The sequence below is a fragment of the Nevskia ramosa DSM 11499 genome (assembly GCF_000420645.1).
In the GTDB taxonomy this organism is placed as follows: domain Bacteria; phylum Pseudomonadota; class Gammaproteobacteria; order Nevskiales; family Nevskiaceae; genus Nevskia; species Nevskia ramosa.
On the sequence record NZ_ATVI01000011.1, the window covers coordinates 174,646 to 195,239 of the forward strand.

18 protein-coding genes and 1 pseudogene are annotated in these 20,594 nt (G+C 62.3%); 9 read left to right on the forward strand and 10 right to left on the reverse strand.

The window, feature by feature from the left end:
• Both G513_RS0118545 and G513_RS24050 read left to right on the forward strand, forming a co-directional pair.
• Positions 1-2,148: a family 16 glycosylhydrolase gene (locus G513_RS0118545; RefSeq protein ID WP_169560694.1), complete on the forward strand. Its 2,148-nt coding sequence runs from the start codon at positions 1-3 to the stop codon at positions 2,146-2,148.
• On the forward strand, positions 2,145-3,767 hold the full coding sequence (locus G513_RS24050) for a carbamoyltransferase C-terminal domain-containing protein (RefSeq protein WP_022978366.1): 1,623 nt from the start codon (positions 2,145-2,147) through the stop codon (positions 3,765-3,767). Before G513_RS0118545 ends, G513_RS24050 begins: the two co-directional genes overlap by 4 nt.
• Before the next feature lie 50 nt (positions 3,768-3,817).
• On the opposite strand, the pseudogene G513_RS0118555 reads toward G513_RS24050, so the two are convergent.
• Positions 3,818-4,201 (reverse strand): annotated as a pseudogene (locus tag G513_RS0118555) (UvrD-helicase domain-containing protein); the annotation flags it as partial.
• Between the two features lie 417 nt (positions 4,202-4,618).
• Here G513_RS0118555 and G513_RS25570 point away from each other — a divergent pair.
• Complete coding sequence (locus G513_RS25570; RefSeq protein WP_211219711.1) at positions 4,619-5,209, forward strand: hypothetical protein; 591 nt, start codon at positions 4,619-4,621, stop codon at positions 5,207-5,209.
• A 178-nt stretch (positions 5,210-5,387) separates the two neighbouring features.
• Here the strand turns inward: G513_RS25570 and glmS are convergent, their stop codons facing one another.
• Positions 5,388-7,223 (reverse strand): glutamine--fructose-6-phosphate transaminase (isomerizing), encoded by a 1,836-nt coding sequence (gene glmS, locus G513_RS0118565; protein WP_022978369.1) that lies wholly within the window; start codon positions 7,221-7,223, stop codon positions 5,388-5,390.
• Positions 7,224-7,315: 92 nt separating this feature from the next.
• On the opposite strand from glmS, the gene G513_RS0118575 reads away from it, so the two are divergent.
• Both G513_RS0118575 and G513_RS0118580 read left to right on the forward strand, forming a co-directional pair.
• Entirely contained in the window at positions 7,316-7,669 is a 354-nt protein-coding gene (locus G513_RS0118575) for a hypothetical protein (RefSeq protein ID WP_022978370.1), read from the forward strand.
• Positions 7,659-8,207, forward strand: a complete 549-nt coding sequence (locus tag G513_RS0118580) for a hypothetical protein (protein ID WP_022978371.1) — start codon at positions 7,659-7,661, stop codon at positions 8,205-8,207. The genes G513_RS0118575 and G513_RS0118580 overlap by 11 nt, the downstream gene beginning before the upstream one ends.
• A gap of 176 nt (positions 8,208-8,383) precedes the next feature.
• Here the strand turns inward: G513_RS0118580 and G513_RS0118585 are convergent, their stop codons facing one another.
• Positions 8,384-8,716 (reverse strand): hypothetical protein, encoded by a 333-nt coding sequence (locus G513_RS0118585; protein WP_022978372.1) that lies wholly within the window; start codon positions 8,714-8,716, stop codon positions 8,384-8,386.
• Positions 8,717-8,990: 274 nt separating this feature from the next.
• On the opposite strand from G513_RS0118585, the gene G513_RS0118590 reads away from it, so the two are divergent.
• Both G513_RS0118590 and G513_RS24060 read left to right on the forward strand, forming a co-directional pair.
• A complete protein-coding gene (locus tag G513_RS0118590) occupies positions 8,991-9,233 on the forward strand; it encodes a GlsB/YeaQ/YmgE family stress response membrane protein (RefSeq protein WP_022978373.1) in 243 nt (80 codons plus the stop codon).
• 60 nt (positions 9,234-9,293) lie between these two features.
• Positions 9,294-9,893: an ACP phosphodiesterase gene (locus G513_RS24060; RefSeq protein WP_022978374.1), complete on the forward strand. Its 600-nt coding sequence runs from the start codon at positions 9,294-9,296 to the stop codon at positions 9,891-9,893.
• Here G513_RS24060 and G513_RS24065 read toward each other — a convergent pair.
• From G513_RS24065 to G513_RS0118615, 4 genes are all read right to left on the reverse strand, one after another.
• The gene (locus G513_RS24065) at positions 9,875-10,723 is read right to left on the reverse strand and encodes an alpha/beta fold hydrolase (protein WP_022978375.1); all 849 of its coding nucleotides are present in this window, start codon (positions 10,721-10,723) and stop codon (positions 9,875-9,877) included. The two genes, G513_RS24060 and G513_RS24065, sit on opposite strands and share 19 nt — an antisense overlap.
• Positions 10,724-10,788: 65 nt before the next feature.
• Complete coding sequence (gene yihG / locus G513_RS0118605; RefSeq protein WP_022978376.1) at positions 10,789-11,694, reverse strand: 1-acylglycerol-3-phosphate O-acyltransferase, YihG family; 906 nt, start codon at positions 11,692-11,694, stop codon at positions 10,789-10,791.
• 38 nt (positions 11,695-11,732) lie between these two features.
• Complete coding sequence (locus tag G513_RS0118610) at positions 11,733-12,422, reverse strand: protease complex subunit PrcB family protein (RefSeq protein WP_022978377.1); 690 nt, start codon at positions 12,420-12,422, stop codon at positions 11,733-11,735.
• An 18-nt stretch (positions 12,423-12,440) separates the two neighbouring features.
• Positions 12,441-14,120 (reverse strand): GMC family oxidoreductase, encoded by a 1,680-nt coding sequence (locus G513_RS0118615; protein ID WP_022978378.1) that lies wholly within the window; start codon positions 14,118-14,120, stop codon positions 12,441-12,443.
• 455 nt (positions 14,121-14,575) lie between these two features.
• Here G513_RS0118615 and tfpB point away from each other — a divergent pair, with 455 nt between their 5' ends.
• Both tfpB and G513_RS0118625 read left to right on the forward strand, forming a co-directional pair.
• Positions 14,576-16,387 carry a type IV pilus assembly ATPase TfpB gene (gene tfpB / locus G513_RS0118620; RefSeq protein WP_022978379.1) on the forward strand — a complete coding sequence of 604 codons (1,812 nt, stop codon included), beginning with the start codon at positions 14,576-14,578 and terminating at the stop codon, positions 16,385-16,387.
• 86 nt (positions 16,388-16,473) lie between these two features.
• The gene (locus tag G513_RS0118625; protein ID WP_022978380.1) at positions 16,474-17,733 is read left to right on the forward strand and encodes an esterase-like activity of phytase family protein; all 1,260 of its coding nucleotides are present in this window, start codon (positions 16,474-16,476) and stop codon (positions 17,731-17,733) included.
• A 99-nt stretch (positions 17,734-17,832) separates the two neighbouring features.
• Here G513_RS0118625 and pstB read toward each other — a convergent pair whose 3' ends face one another.
• The 3 genes from pstB to pstC are packed head-to-tail and all read right to left on the reverse strand — an operon-like array spanning position 17,833 to position 20,493.
• Positions 17,833-18,669 (reverse strand): phosphate ABC transporter ATP-binding protein PstB, encoded by an 837-nt coding sequence (pstB, locus tag G513_RS0118630; RefSeq protein ID WP_022978381.1) that lies wholly within the window; start codon positions 18,667-18,669, stop codon positions 17,833-17,835.
• Positions 18,670-18,673: 4 nt separating this feature from the next.
• The gene (pstA, locus tag G513_RS0118635; protein WP_084711630.1) at positions 18,674-19,516 is read right to left on the reverse strand and encodes a phosphate ABC transporter permease PstA; all 843 of its coding nucleotides are present in this window, start codon (positions 19,514-19,516) and stop codon (positions 18,674-18,676) included.
• Positions 19,517-19,542: 26 nt separating this feature from the next.
• The gene (gene pstC / locus G513_RS0118640) at positions 19,543-20,493 is read right to left on the reverse strand and encodes a phosphate ABC transporter permease subunit PstC (RefSeq protein WP_022978383.1); all 951 of its coding nucleotides are present in this window, start codon (positions 20,491-20,493) and stop codon (positions 19,543-19,545) included.
• Positions 20,494-20,594 lie beyond the last annotated feature (101 nt).

The window sequence follows — 20,594 nt, forward strand, 5'->3', positions numbered from 1 at the left end:
GTGCAAACGTCGCGAGCATTCGGCGCTAAACGAACGTCGAACGGTCAGACGATTGAAAAAATCTACGTAATCAACCTCGACCGCGAGCCGGCCCGTTGGTCCAGCGTCAAGCAAGAGCTTGGACGCATATTGGATAGGTCTGGCAATGATCTTCTCAGCCTCACGGAGCGGCATGCCGCCGTGGATGCGCGGGATTTTTCGCAGGATCCGCCCAAAGACGCTGACGTTGACCCCTATTACACGCTGGCAGATCAACTTTTTGTGGAACCTCAACCGCGGGCACTTCCCACCCGGTACGAGCTTGATGTACCGATCCGAATGAGCAGGGCCGAGGTGGCGGTCGCCAAATCACACATTGACGTTTGGAGGCGAGTTGCTCAGGGCATGCAAGAACATGCTCTCATCCTTGAAGACGACGTTTGGTTTCATCCCAGTCTTGCTCGCCATCTGGACCAGGCCTGGAACGATGTTGCGATGGAGAGCAGAAACCACGAAAGCTTCGACGTCCTTTATGTGTCCTATATGGAAGTGACGCATGGGGCTCCAAAAACGTTTGTGTCGAGCCATGTGTTCCGGCCTGTACGCGGGTTATGGTACTTGTCCGGGTACATACTCTCCCGACAAGGCGCACAAAAACTTCTACGTTTACTTCCTTGTCGCGGCCCGATCGATCTCTGGATCAATCACCAGTTCAACGTGCTGAACGTGCGAGCAACCAGGCGGTCCCTCGTCCTTCAGAGAAGAGACGCCCCGTCTACAAACTCGTACTCGATTCTTCCCACCCTCTCCATGATTGGCGCGATCAACAGCGAGGGCGCTTCCCTGTTCAACATACGCCCGACTCAGTTACCTGTTTTTTCCTTTGGGCCAGAAAACTCGGGCCAATCTTCCCTCGCAATGGCGCTGTCGATGCTCGGGTATCGATGCTGCAGTGATCTGAATATGCTGCCATCGCTGGAGTTGCAGCGGCTCCGCGAAGGCAGTGTCGACCGGATCTTCAATGCGTACGTCAACGTGGGATGTCTGGAATCGATGGTCAGGGATCTGCGACGTGGCTATCCTCAAGCTAAGTTCATCGTGACAGCCCCTCAAGGCGATGCCCCTACCCAAAGCGCCTGGAGTCTTCCTGTCGGCCTCGAAGGCGCGGATGTTGTTGTCCTTGATTCGGGCAACCTCGATTCTTGGCGAATCCTTTGTGAGCACCTTAGGTGCGCGCCACCTTCAGGCTCGTTCCCAAAATTGGACGACCTGGGGCAACGGCATACCCTCGAGGCAGACCTGCAGCCTGGCCTTGCTCGCAAGCGCGCGGCGCCTGAGCGGGATCGGTCTCCTTGGGTCGTGGAGTCTGGTCACCGCAGCTGGATAGGCGTTCGTGTCGTGCCCGCGACCCATGAGAGCGAGAGACAGTGGGTCGATTTCGAAGATCGCTTGGAGCGCCTCGACCCACTACGCTGGTCTGCAAGGACCGACACCTTCCCAGGCAATATGGCGTTGTTCCGTCCGCTGAACGTCGAGTTCGACACCAAAGGCGCAGAATTTCACGTTCGACGAGAAGCGCTTGGCGTTCGCCAGTACAGCGCAGGCGCCCTAAGCAGCCGTGCCCGTTATCTTTTCGGAAGGTTTGAGTCAACCTTCCAGGCGTCTAACGTGCCAGGGGTAATCACTGGGTTCTTTCTCCACCGTAACTTACCGCATCAGGAGATTGACATCGAAATTGCCGGCAACATGCCGACCCGCCTCCTCGTCAATGTCTTCTACAACCCAGGCAATGAAGGCGCTCAGTTCGACTACGGCTACAGAGGCGCTCCAAGCCACATCGAGTTGGGCTTCGACGCTTCGAAGGGTATGCATCGATATGCCATCGAATGGACCTCGTACGAGATCCGATGGTGGGTAGATAACCGGCTTGTCCATCGGCGTGTACTTTGGGATCCAACCCCGATTCCCCACTTGCCGATGAAATTGCATGTCAACACTTGGCCCTCTCAATCCACTCAGCTTGCAGGGAAACTTAGTACCCACCTGCTCCCGGCCACGACCCATGTGCAGTCGATTCTCGTGAGAGCGCACGGCCCATTGGTGCTGGAGCATCAAGATGAGGCTCGTTCCACCCCGGACAGGTCATTTTCCTGCGAAGTTGCAACATGAAGATACTCTCTTACAACCCTGGGCACGACGGCGCATTTGCGTATGTGGAGGACGGCCGCTTGGTGTTTTCTATTGAGGCCGAGAAGGGTTCAAGGTACCGGCATTCATCGCTAACTATCCCCGATGCCTTCGACGCGCTCGCCGAACTTAATACCATTCCCGACGTGCTGTGTAGAGGAGGTTGGTGGCCCGGCGACTCCCCGCGCGCGCAGCACGCCGTAGCTGACTACCGAGGCAGCCACAACCATCACGTAGTTGTCAGCAAGAAGCGCCTGTTGGGTAAGACCGTCGACTTCTTCTCATCGTCCCACGAACGCTCTCACATTCTATGCGCATTCGGGATGTCAAACCTGCCGCAGGGAACTCCCTGCTACGTGCTGCTTTGGGAGGGTGTCATCGGAGCGTTCTACGAGATCGATGCGGAGCTGAACGTGACGAAGATCGGCGATGTCATGCCAGAGCCTGGCCATCGCTACGCCATGCTCTACGCGTTGGCAGATCCGAGTTTCGACAAAAGCACCGCCGAGTTCTCCCGTCTTTCTGATGCCGGGAAATTGATGGCGCTCGCTTCTTTTTCGACGAGAAGCCATCCCTCGGACGAGGAAGAGAGAATTACTTCCTTCTTATTACAGGATTGCCAGCATCTTAAGCCCAGTCAGTGTGAAGCCTTGAAAGAGTTGAGGCACTACAACGTGGGGCTGGACGATCCGGAGTTCCGCAACTTCGCAGGCATCTTCAGTGATCGCCTATTCGACCGCTTTCATCGGTTCGCTAAAGAAAATTTGAAACGGGGTATGCCGCTGCTGATTGCGGGAGGATGCGGCCTGAATTGCGACTGGAATACGAAGTGGAGAGAGTCAGGTTTTTTTTCCGACGTGTTCGTCCCTCCAGTCGTGAACGACTCAGGATCTGCGATTGGTACCGCTATCGACGCACAGTTCCATTTCACCGGCAATCCCAAGGTCGCGTGGGATGTTTACTCCGGACTACATTTTTTGGCCGACGAAGCTGTGGATGCCGCCCACTTCGACGAGTGGGAGCCGAACATAGCGACCATTGCCGACATGTTGGCCAATGACTTGATCTTGGGGTGGGCGAACGGCCGATATGAGATCGGACCGCGCGCTCTTGGCAATCGCTCCATCCTGGCCGCGCCCTTTAAAGCCACCACCAGAGAGCGGCTGAACGTCATCAAGCAGCGAGAGCAGTTCCGTCCGATTGCTCCCGTCTGCTTGGAGGAGGATGCCGGAAAGTGGTTTGGATGCAATCTCCCAAGCCCGTTCATGCTTTATACCTATCGAGCCACCACTGATGCTCTGGCAGCGGTAACCCATGTGAACCAGACTGCGCGCATTCAAACCGTGTCTGCGCTGACCAACCGTCCGCTGTTCGAGTTGCTGAATGCGTTCAAGGCGCTAACAGGCTATGGAGTCTTATGCAATACATCTCTGAATTTCAAGAGCAAGGGTTTCATCAACACGATGTCTGATCTTTCGGCTTACACGTTGCAGCATCAACTTGACGGGTTTGTGGTCGGAGGACGAATTCATATGCTGAAGTCGTCGGTGAAGTACCAGAAGTACCTGCGTGACAATAAGCGCACCCCGGCAGAAGGTTGACATATGCTTACCCCTCTCGCTGCACCGAACTGGACTGGCGAAACAACAGGCTACTGAATCGCTACAAATTCACCTTCTGAGAACCAATTGCTCTCCTTAATTCTGTTCAGTGCAGTCGCGGGGTCGGAGGACCAAAGCACGAAGGCCAGAGATTCCTGAGCTCGGCTGCAGGTGACATACAGAAGACGCAAGGTCCGGTCGATGGTCGTCTCCTTTCGTTTCCCCACATTCTCCCAGTCCGAATTGCTGAGCTGAACACCCCCAAAAATCTTGTCGTACGAAATTTGATTGCCGCCGGCCAGCTTGTCGTCCATCACGACCATCACATGGAGTAACTCTGAGCCTTTGACCACCTGATGAGTGGCGAGCACCGAATTTCCCGCGAGGTAAGTGCGATACTTCTGCAGCTGACTCCACGGAGTGGCGAACAGCGCAACTACAAGCAGAAGTCCGACGACTATGAGCCTCTCCCGATAGTCGGAGAGACCGGAGGTGCGGCCATCCTGAAGTCGCTCCTGAAGGTGCACTTCCTGCGTGCTCAGCGACACCTTGATGACCCCGGGAGCGGTGGTCGGACCGAGCAGAAAGTCTTTCGCGACGACTGAGCAGGTTCTATCAACGCAACCTGGAGAAGCGAGGTGACGACCATGCGGTTCTGAAGGCACTCGACTCTTCCGAGAAAGGCTTGAACTTCCACCTTGAGCAGGTCTTCCGATATGGTCACCGCAACACGCGCGGGAAACGAGTTCAGAGCAATGACTCTATTGCGACAGTACTGTCCTCGCTTGGCGGCGGGGTCTCTGCCGAAGGTTGGAGCTGTGGTTGTGTTGCAGGAGGCGCGAGCGGCCGTGATGGAACTCGTCGAGATACTGAATGACTCCGACGCTTCAGCGCGAGATGTGGCTGTACATCTTCGTGACACGGGCCTCTGGGCCTTTGAGGAGCGGTTCGAGCGAGTGCTACAGCTCCAGACCAGCTCGTCAGAACCTGCTGAGGAAGCACTTGAGCTGAACTCGTCAGACCTCGCGGTACTGAAGATGCTTGCGTGTCCCGCGCAAGAGCTTTGGCCTTATGAGCGGTATATCTCGGAGGGTTCGCCGTACGCCACACAGCATGGGGTGAAAGGTGCTCAGTTCGACCGAGTGCTCGTGGTGCTCGACGAAGAGGAGAGCAACTACAACAGCTACAACTACGAGCGGGTCTTTGCAGACGAGCAGTCACGAGCTGCAGACCGCGCGGCATTCGAAGCCGGAGGTGACAACACTTGGAGCAGAACTCTGCGCCTGCTCTATGTCTGCTGTACCCGCGCTAGGCGAGGGCTGGTACTGGCATTCTTCGTCACCGCCCCCGAAGCAATGAAGGCCAACGTCATTTCGAGCGGCATTCTTCCCGCGCATGCAGTGCTCACCGAGAAAGAATTGCACGACATCGCATCCATATAGCCGATCTGGCGCCAAGCGGTCAGAGAGCCGCCTCGCACATTCCCAAGTAAAAGTCCGAGACGCAAGACAGTTATAAATCAATTAGTTATGACGCTAGCTGCCGCGTGCGCATCTCGGACTTTATTTGCCTGTCTCAGACTTTATTTGCGAGCAACAGAATCCTTAAGCCCGTGCTCAACTATTCCACAGTCACAGACTTCGCCAAATTCCGCGGCTGATCGACATCCGTCCCCCGCAGCAGCGCCACGTGATACGCCAGCAACTGCAGCGGGATCGTGTAGAGGATCGGCGCCTGCAGCGGCGTGATGTGCTCGGGCATGGTGATGACTTCGATGCCTTCGCTGGCGGTGAAGCCAGATTCGGGGTCGGCGAACACGTAGAGCTTGCCGCCGCGGGCGCGGACTTCTTCGAGGTTGGATTTGAGCTTTTCGAGCAGGGCGTTGTTCGGTGCTACGGCAATCACCGGCATGTCGTGATCGACCAGGGCCAGCGGGCCGTGCTTGAGTTCGCCGGCGGGGTAGGCCTCGGCGTGGATGTAGGAGATTTCCTTCAACTTCAATGCACCTTCGAGCGCCACTGGCCAGGTGGGGCCACGGCCGAGGAAGAGCGCGTGGCGCTTGTCGGCGAAGTGCTTGGCCAGTTCCTTGATCTGCGGTTCGAGCTTCAGGGTGCGCTCGATCATTTCCGGCACATGGGCGATCTGGCGCACGTACTGGGCTTCCACCGCGGCACTCATGCCGTTGTGGCGCGCCAACGCCACGCCAAGGATGCCGAGCGCGGCGAGCTGGGTGGTGAAGGCCTTGGTCGAGGCCACACCGATCTCCGGGCCGGCGCGGGTCATCAGCACCAGATCGGCTTCGCGAACGAGCGAGGATTCCGGCACGTTGCAGATCGCGGCCGTGGCCAGATAGCCGAGCTTCTTGGCTTCCCGGAGTGCAGCCAGGGTGTCTGCCGTTTCGCCGCTCTGGGAGATGGCGAGGAACAGCGTGTCCTTCGGCACCACGGGGTTGCGGTAGCGGTATTCGCTGGCCACTTCGACGGTGCACGGCAGTTCAGCGCCCTGTTCGATGTAGTAACGGGCGATCAGGCCGGCGTGGTAGCTGGTGCCGCAGGCGACGATGTGGACGTTGCGCACTTTCGGCAGCAGTGCTTCGGCATGCGGGCCGAGGGCGGCGACCAGTACGCGCTTGCCGCTGATCCGTTCGGACAGCGTGTCGGCCAGCGCGCGCGGCTGCTCGAAGATTTCCTTGAGCATGTAGTGCGCGTAGTCGCCGCGTTCGACGGCATCGGCAGACAGGCTCGATTCGCGCACAGCGCGCTGCACCGGCTGGCCGCGGGCATCGACGATGGTGACGCCGCTTTCGCGCACTTCGGCGACATCGCCTTCTTCGAGGAAGCTGAAGCTGCGGGTGACTGGCAGCAGCGCCTGCACGTCGGAAGCGACGTAGTTCTCGCCATCGCCATAGCCGACGACGACCGGGCAGCCGGCGCGAGCGGCGACGATGCAGTCAGGATCTTTCGGCGAGATCACCACGATCGCGTAAGCGCCATGCAGGCGCTTGACCGCGGCCTGCACGGCCGCACGCAGCGAGCCAGTGAGCTTCAGTTCTTCGGCGACCAGATGGGCAACGACTTCGCTATCGGTCTCGCTGGTGAACGGATAGCCCTTGGCGCGCAGTTCATCGCGCAGCTCATCGTGGTTTTCGATGATGCCGTTGTGGACCAGGGCCACCGAATCGCCGGAAAAATGCGGATGGGCGTTACGCTCGCTGGGCACACCGTGGGTCGCCCAACGGGTGTGGGAAATGCCGCGATGGCCGGCGATCGGATCGGCGGCGATGCCATCGGCCAGTTTCTGCACCTTGCCTTGGGCACGGCGACGATCAAGCACACCGCTGGCGGTGAGCAGGGCGACACCGGCGGAGTCGTAGCCCCGGTATTCGAGACGGCGCAGGCCGTCGATCAGCATCGGGGTGACATCACGCGCCGCAACAGCGCCGACGATTCCGCACATGGCATGGAGGATAGGGAGGTGCCCGCGCTATTGTATCGGCAGCGCTTCCCCTTCCTTGTCGCAGGCCAACGCCTGCTTTCCGGAGATGCCTTTTGAGCCTCCTGCTGGCGATCCTTTCATTGCTCGTGGTGTTGCTGTCCGCCGCCCTCGGCTGGGCGCTGCTGCGCTTGCAGCGGAGAGTCGACGCGCTGCATACGCAGATCGGCGACGGCGCGTCTGCCATGCCGTCACCTCCGCCGGGATCCGGTCGCGCGCGGCCGGTGATCAAGATCGAAATCCTCAATCCGTTCGAGCTGGCGGTGCGCGATACACCGCTGGCCGGACCGGCAGCCAAGCTGGCGCCGAGGATGATCGAGCGCATCGTCTATTCGCGCGCGGCGATGCAGATTGCCGAGCAGCTGAAGGCGCAGGGTGTCGACGCGCAGGTGACCACCCATGGCGCCTGAAGTGGCTCAGATCGAAGCATCTGCAGATCCCTTGTTCTGGGCGCTGCTGCTGGGGCTGGTCATCGCCATTGGCCTGTTGGTCACCGTCGGTCTGCGCACCTTGAAGCTCAAGCGGGAATTGCAGCGGCTGGAAGCGGATCTGCAACGGGCGCTGGCCGATGGCCGCGAGCAAGCCGAGCGTCTGGCGACGCTGGAAAACCTCCTGGAAGCGCAGGCGACGGCCGAGCAGGTCATCGCCGCTGGCAGCTCGGTGGTGCGCGAGGTGCACAAGGGCATTGCGGCGATTCCGTTCAACATCCTCGATTCGATCCCGGCGACGCGTGAATCGGCGCGGCTGGTGCGCGGCGTGCACGATTCGATCACCGATGGCGTCTACGGCGCGCTATCCGGCCTCAACCGGGCGGTGGGCCGGGAGATTCGCAAGGGGTTGCAGGACGCGGCGTCAAAGCAGCGTGGCGAGCCCGGCAAGGCTGGCGTTGCGGTGGTGGTGCCGCCTCCCGCCATCGAGCCGCCGGACAGCGACGACAGCAAGCGCTGAATCGCGGACGATCCGTCGGCCATAAAAAAGCGCGAGACCGGCAAGCCGGCTCGCGCACCATCAGACAGAAACCGACGTTGAACCACCCGATGCGGTCAGATGGGGTCAGCTGACCCGGGAAGGTTCGAGGGGGAAGGTCGAATCTCTGTCGATGCAGGGAACGGTTCGGGTGCGGCTCAGGCCACAACGCCGAAGAAATGCGGGTTCGGTGCGTAATCCACCGCGCACTCACCGACGCTGCCGGGCAACTCCGGCGCGGCACGCAAGCGAGCGCTGATGTTGTCGATCTGCATCAGCATCAGCCGCGCTTGCAGCGCGATGTGCTGCAGCGTGTTGCCATCGACCAGCACCTGCGCCATCCAGACGCCGGTGCCATCGTCGCGATGCATGCGGCGCAGCGTTCCATCCGGGCGCAGACCGTGATCGCCGAGCGTGCGGCTCAGGGGTTCGATGGCGTCGCTGCCCAGCGTGACACGGTAAATATCGTCGGCAATGAATGAACGAAGCATGGTGATGAATCCTTTCAGGGGCGGAGGCCCTTGGGGCCCGTATCGCGATGGCTGAAGTCTGGGCGGACAGGCACAGACGTTTGTTGATGCACGTCGCAATAAGCGGCGACGGATGCATGAAGCCGAGCGAATCTGTTGGGTGCATCACAATCGCGGTTTCGAGGTGAACTGACGCTTAATGCGCCTTGGCGCGATTCAGCGGCGGCGTTGTTCAGCCAGCCCGTTCGGCCGCCGATGCGGCTAAAGTTCGGCCTCCTCTAATCGGAGCTACACCATGATCTGGACGCTTTTCATCGGCTTCGTCGTGGGCCTGGTCGCCCGCTTCCTGAAGCCTGGCAATGACGGCATGGGCATTATCCTGACCACCGTGCTGGGCATAGCCGGTTCGGCGGTCGCCAGCTACGGCGGCAAGGCGCTGGGCCTGTATCAGCCGGGCGAACCGGCTGGTTTCATCGGTGCGCTGATTGGTGCCGTGGTGTTGCTGTTCATCGTCGGCGCGATCCGCAAGCGGAACTGAAGGCCGCCACTTTCATCGCCGGAGGCGCCGCGTGCCGAGCAGGGCCGCCATACTCCGGCGATGAATTTTCTCGCCCATCTCTGGCTGACCGAACGCGCGGGCCTGCCGCTGGCCGGCGCGGTACTCGGTGACGTATTGCGCGGCCGGCTCGATGGCCGTCTGCCGCCGCAGCTGGAACGTTCGATCGCGCTGCATCGGCGGATCGACGTGGTGACCGATGCCCATCCGCTGGTGGTGCAGGCCAGAGCCGCATTCGGCAATGGTCAGCGCCGCTATGCCGGCATCGTCCTCGACGTGCTGCATGATCACGCGATGGCCCTCGCATGGCCTGCCATGCCAGAAGCGCTGGATGCGTTCGCGCTGCGGGCCGCAAGAGCTGTGGCCGATCCCGGTGCCTGGCAACTGGCGGTCAATCGCCCGGCGCCGGATGCTCAGCGCTTCGCTGCACTGCTGCGTTCGTATCGCGAAGAAACCGGCATCGACGAGTCGCTGGCGCGCATTTCAGCGCGGCTCAGCAAGCCACAGTTGCTGCTCGACGCCGCGGCTGGTTGGCGCACCCGGATGCCAACTGTTCGCGCCGAACATCCGATCCTGATGGCGGATCTGGAAGCGGCTGCGCTGACCTTCGTCGTTGGCGCCGCTCAGGGCGGCGAGGTCTGATCGAGCAGTTCGACGATCAACCCCGAGCAGTACGGGTAATCGTTCCAGATCAGGAAGTGATCGTCCTCGGGCAAGCGGATCACCCGCGTGTTCGGCTTCGGCAGGGTCTGCTCGGCGTAGTCCGCAGTGCGCGGGCTGACCAGCTTGTCCTTCATGCCCTGAGCCACTACCAGCGGCATCGTCAGCCGTGTCCAATCCGGCTCGATGGCTGCCAGCTCGCCTACCAGCGGCATGATCTCGTCGTTGGAATTGAACAGGTCATCGTCGGCGAACAGGCGCTGGAACCAGGTGCCCTTCAGCGACCGCGCCAGCCAGGTATCGGCCAGATGATTGAACCAGCGCGGATGCTCGAGCGCTGGCGAGATCGACGGCGCGAGCATCAGCACACCGGCCACCTGATCCGGATGATCCATCGCCATCTTGGCGGCGATCGGCCCGCCCAGTGAATGGCCGACCAGCCAGGTCTTGTGGCCATCGCTGCCGAGCAGGGGCGCCAGCAAGCGCGATTGATCGGCGAGCGCCGGTGCCATCTGGCCACTGCCGGAATTGCTGAAGCCGGGACGGTCGACGGCGATCAGGGTGGCGCGTTCGCGCAGACGCGGGTCGGCGAGATACCGATGCCAGCCCTGCCAGTTTCCGGGCGTGCCGTGGATGAAGAGCACGCGCTGCGGTCCGCCGGGCATCACCAGGTAATGGATGCTGCGGCCTTCGACGAGGTAGTCGTGCGCCTCGGGCTGCGGCCCGTCGGTAAACAGCTTGGCCAGTCGATCGTCGAAGCGCGGCGGCTTGGCGGGTTCCGCTGCGCCGGGGAGCTGCGAGCAGGCGCTCATCGCGACTAGGAGCAGAGACCGTAGCGCGGTACGCAACCAGCGACGCAGACCGCGCCGCCGGCTGCTCAAGCCGCGCCCGCCTCCGCGAGCAGTTCGCCGATGCGGCGATCCTTCTGCGCCCAGAGATCGGCGATCCAGTTCTGGATGTGCTTGCGGAACAGCTTGTCGGTCTCGTAACTGCCGACATACATTTCGTGCGGAATGGTGATCTGGCGAACGTCGACGATCACTTCCGGCACCCGGCAGCAGACGAAGTCCCAGAAGCCCTTTGCGCCGCCTGGATAGACGATGGTGACGTCGAGCAGCGAATTGATGTTCTCGCCGAGCGCGCCGATGGTCAGCGCGAAACCGCCCGCCTTCGGCTTCAGCAGATGCGTGTACGGCGACTTGGTTTCGGCCTGCTTGGTCTTGCTGAAGCGCGTGCCTTCAAGAAAGTTAAGCACCGTCACCGGAATGTTCTGGTAGCGCTCGCAGGCCTTCTTGGTGGTCTCGAAATCCTTACCACGCAGTTCCGGATGCTTGGCCAGGTACTTCGACGAATAGCGCTTCATGAACGGATAGTCGAGCGCCCACCAGCACAGGCCGAGTACCGGCACCCAGATCAGTTCCTGCTTGATGAAGAACTTGAAGAACGGCGCGCGCCGATCGAAAGCCTTCATCAGCACGTAAATGTCGTTCCAGGTCTGGTGATTGGAACTGACCAGGTACTGGCCCTTCATGTCGAGCTTGTCGACGCCGCGGATCGTCCAGCGCGTCGGCAGCAGCGCATCGCCGAGCAGCGTATTGACGGTGGCCCAGTGCTGGCCGCTGGCGGCCGCGGCGCGCGACAGCAGATCGCTGAGGCTACGGATCGGCGAAATCAGTTTCAGCAGCGCAAAGATCAGCAGCGGCGTGGCCCAGAACAGCGTGTTGACGGCCAGCAGCACCATCATGATCACGCCCGACAGCCAGCCCGGCAGGAAACGCAGCATCTGGGAAAACTCCTCGTGGGTGCCGCAGGTGATAAGGCTTATGGAGCCGGTACGGGCGCGGCGGGCGCTGGCTCGGCCGGCGCAGTTTCCGCAGGCGCAGTCTCGATCGGAGCGGCTGGAGCAGGCGCCACCGCTGCGGGAGCAGGCACTGGAGCAGCCGCAGCTGGCACCGCAGCGGCAGGAGCACCCGGAACCGGCGGCAGGTACTGCGCACGGCGTTTGCCGGACGGATCGACGACGCTGACCCGGTCGTAGTTGCCCGATGGCAGCTTGACCAGCACGCAAGGGCTGGTCGGCCCGTCGCTGCGCACTTCGCCCGTCTTCGGGCTCAGGAAGCTGGCGGTCAGACGCAATTCGTGCCCGTGCTGGTAGGCGAGACGGCTGATCAGCAAGCCATAACCGCCGGTCGCGCGAGCACCGTGTTCGACAACCGCGAACGGCCCCGGTGGGAGAGCAGCGCCCGGCGCGGCAATCAGATTGATGCCGCGGGCCGCCTGCCAGCTGCTTAGCGCGGCTTCATCGGCCAGCAGGGTGACGACGGCTGCGTCGCTAGTGGCGCCGCAGGAAACGAGGCGGCGAATCTCGCTGACTTCGGCGTTATCGTCGCCGCCCGGCAGCCGGTTCAGCCCCGGAATCGACACGCCGGCGCAGCCCGCCATCAACACCGCAGCCACCGCTGCGAGCGGTGCAGCGAGGTGATGGAAACGGGAAGCGAAGCCTGGACGCATGGCGGTTCATGTCTCTGATCAGGCGACAGCGGCTGCGGTCGCGCCTTCGTAGTTTGGCACGCTGCGCGCGAGCGCCGCATCCTGAAGGATCAGGTCGGCAGCTCGTTCGGCGATCATCGTCGTCGGCGCATTGGTGTTGCCGCCGATCAGGGTCGGCATGATCGAGGCATCGACCACGCGCAGTCCGGTCAGCCCGTGGACACGCAGACGCGGGTCGACCACGGCCATTGCATCGCGGCCCATCTTGCAGGTGCCGATCGGGTGGTAGACGGTTTCGGACTTGGCGCGGATGTAGGCACGGATGTCGTCGTCGCTCTGCACGGCGCGGCCCGGTTCCAGCTCATCGACGGCGTGCCTGGCGATTGCCGGCTGGGCCAGCAGTTCACGCGCCTTGTGGAAGCCTTCGACCAGCGCCTGCATGTCGCGTTCGGTGGCCAGATAGTTGGCATCGATCAAGGGCGCGGACATCGGATCGGCATCGCGCAAGCTCAGCCGGCCGCGGCTTTCCGGACGCAGGAAACACGTCATCAAGGTGTAGGCGTAATGCCGGAACAGCGGCGCCAGGGTCTGGCCGTGATTGGCGTAGACGAACGGTACCAGATGCCATTGCAGATCCGGCACCGTCTGCTCGGCATTGCTGCAGATGAAGCCGCCGGCCTGTGCGAAGTTCGAGGTCAGCTCGCCACGCCGGCCGAACAGATAGCGGATCACGCCCCAGGCGCCTTTCAGCAGGCCCAGCGGACGCAGGCTGATCGAATGCCGGGTGCGCTCGCGCATCGTGATGTGGATGTCGAGATGATCCTGCAGGTTTTCGCCTACACCCGGCAGTTCATGAATCTGCGGTATGGCGTGCTTGCTCAGCTCCGCCTTCGGGCCGACGCCGGACAGCAGCAACACCTGCGGCGAACCGATGGCACCGGCGCTGAGGATCACTTCCTGGCTGGCGCGAACATCGTGAATGCGGCCGCCGCCGAGGTAACGCACGCCGATCGCGCGCTTGCCTTCGAACAGCACGCGCGCGACATGGGCGCGGGTGATCACCGTCAGATTGTCGCGGCCCTTGACCGGATCGAGAAAGCCGCGCGCATTGCTGCAGCGCTGACCGTTCTTCTGCATCGTGTGGTAGTAGCCGACCCCTTCCTGCTGCGCGCCGTTGAAGTCATCGGTGACCGCGTGTCCAGCTTCGCGGCCGGCGGCGACGAAGGCCTTCATCAGCGGATTCAGGTAGCGCGGCTCGGCGACGTTCAAAGGCCCGCCGCTGCCGTGATAAGAACGGCCGTCGTCGACCTTGTCGATCGCCTCGAAATTCTCCATGCGCCGGAAGTACGGCAGCACGTCCTTGTACGACCAGCCCTCGTTGCCAAGGCTGGCCCAGTGGTCGTAATCCCAGGCGTGGCCCCGGACGTAGCACATGGCATTGATCGACGACGAGCCACCCAGGGTGCGGCCGCGCGGCCAGTACATCTGGCGGTTGCCGCAGTTCGCCTGCGGCGCGGTCCAGAAATTCCAGTTGAGGATCTTCGAGCGCACCACTGGAATGATGCCGGCCGGCATGTGGATGAACGGGCTGGAATCCGCCGGGCCGGCTTCGATCAGGCAGACCTTCCACTTGCCGCTGGCGCTCAGGCGATTGGCCAGCACGCAGCCCGCAGAACCGCCGCCAGCAATGATGAAATCAAAAGTTTTCTGGTCACTCATACCAATCGTCCTTGGTCAGTTCATCGCATCGCTGATGAATTCCGCACAATCGTAATCGCGCATACCGCTCGCCTTGGCGAACGAATCGAACGATCAGTCTATTGCCTGATGCAGCTGGCGTCACGCCGTGTAACTCCGATTGTTGAGTGCTAGCGTAGGGCCTGTTAGCAATTACTTTGATCGCTGCGGCGGAGGTCATTTCTGCGCAGTGCAACGAACGAGGGTCGGGCAATTGCCCGACCCAATGGCCGACCCATTGGCGCGACGAGAGAGGCAGCAATGCGCAGAAATGGCCCCGCCCCGAAGGGTTGCGGTCAAAAAGCCGCCGGGACTTCGTTGCGAACCTTGACCATAGGTAGGCTATGGCCTGCGGTTCGCGCGTCGCCCGGCGGCCCAGTGAGACTACTTGGGACCTGCAACGCAGCGACCAAAGCAATTGCCAACAGGCCCTCGCCATGAACGCTCTCAATTCGCCGCAGGCGGCCGACGCCAGCACTCGCCGTGTCGATGTCCCGCTGAACCTGGACACGGTGCTGTCGACCCTGATCGCCGATGGCCTCTGCACGCAGGCCGCGGCGCAGGCCTTGCTCGCCAAGCCGTTGCTGCGCGGCGAGCATCGGCATCCACTGGTGCGGGTCGCGGCTTGCGACTGGGACAACCCCACGCTACCGGGCCGCAAGCTGACCCTGGAAGCACTGATGCAATGGCTCGCTGGCCGCGCCGGCCTGCCCTATCTGCGCATCGATCCGCTCGGCATCGAAGTCGCGCGGATCACCACGGTGATGCCGTACGCCTATGCGTCGCGGCTGAAGATCCTGCCGATCAAGGTGCAGGGCAGCGAGGTGACGATCGCCACCAGCGAGCCCTGGGTGTTCGACTGGGTGCACGATCTGAAGCAGGCGCTGAAGCTCGACATCAAGCGCGTGGTCGCCAATCCGATCGACATCGATCGTTATCTGGTCGAGTTCTATGCGCTGGCCCGCTCGGTGAAAGCCAGCGGCGAGGAACGCGCGAAGCTAGTCAGCTTCGGCAGCGCGCGTTCGCTGGAACAGCTGACCGATCTCGGCCGCCGCGGCCAGCTGACGGCCGATGATTCGCACGTCGTCAACATCGTCGACTGGCTGCTGCAGTACGCCTTCGAATCGCGCGCCAGCGACATCCATCTGGAGCCGCGTCGCGACAGCGGCAACGTGCGCTTCCGCATCGACGGCGTGCTTCACGAGGTCTACCAGATCCCGGCGCCAGTGATGGTCGCGGTGACCAGCCGGATCAAGATCCTCGGCCGCATGGATGTCGCCGAGAAGCGCAAGCCGCAGGACGGCCGGATCAAGACCCGCTCGCCAGATGGCAAGGAGATCGAACTGCGTTGTTCGAGCCTGCCGACCGCGTTCGGCGAGAAGCTGGTCATGCGCATCTTCGACCCCGAAGTGCTGGTCAAGGATTTCCGCCAGCTCGGCTTCAACGAGGCCGAGGCCAAGGCCTGGGCAGCGATGATCGAGCAGCCGAACGGCATCGTGCTGGTCACCGGCCCGACCGGCTCGGGCAAGACCACGACGCTCTACTCATCGCTGAAGCAACTGGCGACACCGCAGGTCAACGTCTGCACGATCGAAGACCCGATCGAACTCGTCGACGGCAGCTTCAACCAGATGCAGGTGCAGCCGAACATCGAACTGGGCTTCGCAGAAGGCATCCGGGCGCTGATGCGCCAGGACCCGGACATCATCATGGTCGGCGAAATCCGCGATCTGGAAACTGCCGAGATCGCGATCCAGGCGGCGCTCACCGGCCATCTGGTGCTGTCGACGCTGCACACCAATGACGCGCCGAGCGCGATCAGCCGTTTGCTCGATCTGGGCGTGCCGGGTTATCTGATCAAGTCGACCTTGCTCGGTGTGGTGGCCCAGCGCCTGGTGCGCAAGCTGTGCCCGCACTGCAAGCGCGCTGCGGTGATCGAGCCCGAGCGCTGGGCCGAGATCAGCGGCGGCTGGCCGATCGACCGGCCGGCGCAGATCTACGCGCCGGTGGGCTGCCTGGAATGCCGCGAAACCGGCTATCTGGGCCGGGTCGGCATCTACGAGATCATGCCGCTGTCGGCGACCTTGAACGCCGCGATCAGCGCGACCACCGATCTGCTGCTGCTGCGCCAGCAGGCGCTCAAGGACGGCATGATGCCGCTGCGCATCGCTGGCTGCGTGAAGCTGGCCGAAGGCGTCACCAGCGTCGAGGAAGTGCTCGGTCTGGCGGCGTTCACGAAGGTCACTTAAGCACCATCGCTTTAACGCGATCGCCATCGGCCGTTCACGTTCGATGGACATCATCGGCGGTTCATCCCTCAACTGGAGAACCGACGATGAACCGAGCTTTGCGCAGATCGCTGTTTGCCGTGGCTGTTGCCGGCGTGCTGCATGTCGAAACCGCTGCCGCCGCCGTGACCCTGCTGGGCACCGGCGCGATTTCCGGCACCGCCACCGACCAGTCCGGCCTCACCGGCGTGCTCGAAGACGGCGTCACCCTGAAGAACCAGATCGGCGGCTTCGGCTCGGCGTTCACCTATACCGGTCGCGGCCTGAGCTTCATCGCCACCCCGGATCGTGGCCCGGCAGACGGCAACAGCAGCTACATCGACCGCATCTACCGCATCGACATCGGCGTGCGCCAGATCGCCCCGTACGGCACCAACGCCTTCCAGTTCACGCCGGCGGTCGTCCAGACCCTGCTGCTCAGCAATGAAGCCGGCCAGCCGCTGACCGGCAGCAACGCCGCGTTCGACGCCACCGGCTCGACCGACAGCCTGCGCTTCGATCCGGAAGGCATCCGCATCGACGCCTGTGGCACCAGCGCCTACGTTTCCGACGAATACGGCCCGTACCTGTACTCGTTCGACCTGGCCACCGGCAAGCGCACCGGCTCGGTGAAGCTGCCGACCAAGCTGCTGATCGATGCCGCTTCGGCCAACCCGGCCAGCGAACTGAGCAACAACGCGTTCGGCCGTCAGGCCAACCGCGGCATGGAAGGCCTGGCGATCAGCCCGGATGGCAGCAAGCTTTACGGCTTGATGCAGAACGCGCTGATCCAGGACGGCGCTCTGAGCCCGACCAACGCCCGCGTCAGCACCAACTCCCGCCTGGTCGAAATCACCCTGGCAACCGGCGCGCTGCGCGAGTTCTATTACCCGCTCGATGCCGCCGGCTACGGCCTGAACGAAATCCTGGCGATCAACGACCACGAGTTCCTGGTCATCGAGCGTGACGGCCGCGCCGGTGCTGCCGCCCAGTTCAAGCGCATCTTCAAGATCGACATCAATGGCGCCAGCGACATCCGCAACATCAAGTCGCTGCCGGCGACCGAGATTCCCGCCGGCGTGGTACCGGTGACCAAGACGCCGTTCATCGATCTGCTCAGCCCGGCGTTTGGCCTGGCAGGCGCCAGCTTCCCGGAGAAGATCGAAGGCCTGGCGTTCGGCCCGACCCTGCCGACCGGCCAGCGCACCTTGCTGGTCACCTCCGACAACGACTTCTTCGCCAACCAGAACTCGAACATCTTCGTGTTCGGTGTCGATGCCGCCGATCTGCCGGGTTATCAGGCGCAGCAGGTGCGCAGCTGCCAGTAAGCCGCCGATAGCTTCGGGCGGATATGAAAAACCCCGCTTCGGCGGGGTTTTTCTTTGCGGCGTAACGCCTGAATCTTCGCGGGCGAAGCTCGCGAAGATTCAGCCGAATCGACCCGTGATGTAGTCCTCGGTCTTCGATTCCTTCGGCTTGGTGAATACCTGGCTGGTTTCACCGAACTCGACCAGTTCGCCGAGATACATGAACGCCGTGAAGTCGGCGACGCGGGCGGCCTGCTGCATGTTGTGGGTGACGATACAGATCGTGTAATCGCTCTTCAGCTGATAGATCAGTTCTTCGACCTTGGCCGTGGCGATTGGATCGAGCGCCGAGGTCGGCTCATCGAGCAACAGCACTTCCGGGCGCACGGCGATCGAGCGGGCGATGCACAGGCGCTGCTGCTGACCGCCCGAAAGGCCCAGGCCGCTCTGGTTCAGCTTGTCCTTCACTTCGTCCCACAGCGCGCCGCGCTTCAGCGCCGTTTCAACGCGATCGTCGAGCTCGGACTTCGGCACCTTTTCGTACAGACGAATGCCGAAGGCGATGTTGTCGTAGATCGACATCGGGAACGGCGTCGGCTTCTGGAAGACCATGCCGATGCGCGCGCGCAGCAGGTTCAGATCCTGTTTCGGGTCCAGCAGGTTCTTGCCTTCGAACAGGATTTCGCCTTCCGCCCGCTGCTTCGGGTAAAGGTCGTACATGCGGTTGAAGATGCGCAGCAGGGTCGACTTGCCGCAGCCGGAGGGGCCGATCAGCGCGGTGACCTTCTTGTCGTAGATCGGCATCGAAATCGACTTCAGCGCCCGGTAGTCGCCGTAGTAGAAGTTGACGTCGCGCACCGAGACCTTCTCGTTCATCGGCAGCTTCGGCGCGCTGGTATCGCGCGGAGTGAGATACGGCCGCTGCGTCGAAATCGGTGCGGGATTGGCTTCGTTCATGGCGTCAGTTCTTCTTCGAATTCTGGGTCGACAGCGCGCGGGCACCGATATTCAGGATCAGTACCGTCATCGTGATCAGCAGTGCTGCCGTCCAGGCCAGCTGCTGCCACTCAGGATAGGGACTCAGTGCGAACTGGAAGATGACAACCGGCAGATTGGCCATCGGTGCGTTCATGTTGGTGGACATGAACTGGTTGTTGAGGGCGGTGAACAGCAGTGGCGCGGTCTCGCCGGTGACGCGGGCAATGGCGAGCAGCACGCCGGTGACCATGCCGGCCTTGGCAGCGCGGTAGCAGACCTTGGAAATCACCAGCCAGCGCGGTGAGCCGAGCGCGGCAGCAGCTTCGCGCAGGCCATCCGGCACCAGCAGCAGCATGTCTTCTGTGGTGCGCACCACCACCGGCAGCACGAGCAGCGCCAGCGCGACACCGCCGGCCCAGGCCGAGAAGTGGCCCATGGTCACCACCATGACTTCGTAGACGAACAGGCCGATGACGATCGACGGTGCCGACAGCAGGATGTCGTTGATGAAGCGGACGACCGTGGTCAGCCAGGTGTTGCGGCCGTACTCGGCCATGTAGGTGCCGGCGAGGATGCCGATCGGCGTGCCCAGCGCGGTGCCGAGCAGGGTCATCACCACGCTGCCGAAGATCGCATTCAGGATGCCGCCAGCACTGCCTGGCGGCGGCGTGTTCTCGGTGAACACCGCGAGGTTCAGACCACCGACGCCGCGGTACACGAGCGTGCCGAGGATCAGCAACAGCACGAACATGCCGGAGACCGCGGCCGCCCAGGACAGCACCATCAGCAGGCGGCTGACGAAGCGGCGGCGGTTGTACATCGCCATGTTGAACGCATGTGGCTGCATGGCGGTTATCCGGCTTTCTGCTTGAGGCGATAGAGCATGTAGCGAGCGATCGCCAGCACGATGAAGGTGATCACGAACAGCAGCAGGCCGAGCGCGATCAGGCTGGACGAATACAGCTCGGTCTCGGCTTCGGTGAACTCGTTGGCGATCGATGCGGAAATGGTCGTGCCGGGTGCCAGGATCGAACCGGAGATGCGGTGGGCGTTGCCGATCACGAAAGTGACCGCCATCGTTTCACCGAGTGCGCGGCCCAGGCCGAGCATGACGCCGCCGATGACGCCGGTGCGGGTGAACGGCAGCACCACCTTGGTGACCACTTCCCAGGTCGTGCAGCCGAGACCGTAGGCGGATTCCTTGAGCACCGGCGGCACGGTCTCGAAGACGTCGCGGGTGACCGAGGTGATGTACGGCAGCACCATGATGCTGAGGATGATGCCGGCCGTGAACACGCCGATGCCGTAGGGCGGGCCGGCAAACATCGCGCCGAGGAAAGGCACGCCTTCGAAGGCTTCGATGACCACCGGTTGCACGTGCACCTGCAGGAACGGCGCGAGTACGAACAGGCCCCAGATGCCGTAGATGATCGACGGGATGCCAGCCAGCAGTTCGATGGCCGTGGAGATGCTGCGCTTCAGGCTCGGCGGACAGAGTTCGGTGAGAAAGATCGCGATGCCAAGGCTGATCGGAATGCCGATCACCATGGCGATCAACGAAGTGATGATGGTGCCGTAGACCGGCGCCAGTGCGCCGAACTTCTCGGTCACCGGGTTCCATTTTTCGGTGGTCAGAAAATCAAAACCGAAAGTCTTGAAGGCCAGCCACGAGCCATTGATCAAGGTCACGATCACACCCGTGAGCAGCAGCAGCACGGTGATCGCGGCGATCCGCGTAGCGGAACGCAGCACGGCATCCCAGAGGGTGTGACGACGCAATCCGGCCGACGAGATGGACTGCATAGAGGCCTGATTCGCCACGGAGGCAACCTGGTTCACGGAAGGATTCCCCGGACTTTACACAAAGAAGGGAGACCGGCCATAGCCGACCTCCCTCGGGATCA